The following is a 1,046-nucleotide window of genomic DNA, read 5'->3' as shown; positions in this document are numbered from 1 at the left end:
TTAGCTCAGCTGGGAGAGCACCTGCTTTGCAAGCAGGGGGTCGTCGGTTCGATCCCGACAGGCTCCACCACACGTTGCGTGTTTATCGACGCARACGGCAATGAGCTGAACGGACATTGGGTCTGTAGCTCAGGTGGTTAGAGCGCACCCCTGATAAGGGTGAGGTCGGTAGTTCGAGTCTACCCAGACCCACCACTCTGAATGACTAGCGCATACAAAGAATTTATTACGCATCGGCATTGTGGCCGGTACGTGTTCTTTTAAAACTTGTGACGTAGCGAGCGTTTGAGATTCTATCTTGACGTGTCGTGAGGCTAAGGCGGAAGACTTAAATGTCTTCTTATTAATTGAGTCGTTATATTTCGTATCTGGGYTTTGTACCCCCAGGTCATATATGTAACCCAAGGCAACTTGAGGTTATATGGTCAAGCGAATAAGCGCACACGGTGGATGCCTTGGCGGTCAGAGGCGATGAAGGACGTGGCAGCCTGCGAAAAGTRYSGGGGAGCTGGCAACAAGCWTTGATCCSGYAATGTCCGAATGGGGAAACCCACCCGCTTGCGGGTATCCTGCAGTGAATACATAGCTGCTGGAAGCGAACCTGGTGAACTGAAATATCTAAGTAACCAGAGGAAAAGAAATCAACCGAGATTCCCTGAGTAGCGACGAGCGAACGGGGACTAGCCCTTAAGCTGGAATGGTTCTAGAAAAACAGCCTGGAACGGCTGGCCATAGAAGGTGATAGCCCTGTATTTAAAAGGGCCACTCCAGTGAAGACGAGTAGGRCGGGGCACGWGAAACCYTGTCTGAAYATGGGGGGACCATCCTCCAAGGCTAAATACTACTGACYGACCGATAGTGAACYAGTACCGTGAGGGAAAGGCGAAAAGAACCCCGGAGAGGGGAGTGAAATAGAYCCTGAAACCGTGTGCGTACAAGCAGTAGGAGCCTCGCAAGGGGTGACTGCGTACCTTTTGTATAATGGGTCAGCGACTTACTGTTCGTGGCAAGCTTAACCGTATAGGGGAGGCGAAGGGAAACCGCCG

Annotated in this window: 1 tRNA gene and 1 rRNA gene; both read left to right on the top strand. The window is 51.6% G+C overall.

The window, feature by feature from the left end:
* The first annotated feature begins 118 nt into the window (after positions 1 to 118).
* Positions 119 to 195 (top strand) — tRNA-Ile (locus ACXJKJ_RS30140).
* A 228-nt stretch (positions 196 to 423) separates the two neighbouring features.
* A 23S ribosomal RNA gene (locus ACXJKJ_RS30135) occupies positions 424 to 1,046 on the top strand; the annotation flags it as partial.

This window comes from Roseateles sp. P5_E1, assembly GCF_054049335.1.
Note: the sequence above shows the minus strand (reverse complement) of the source record. Positions and strands in the feature narration are given on the sequence as shown.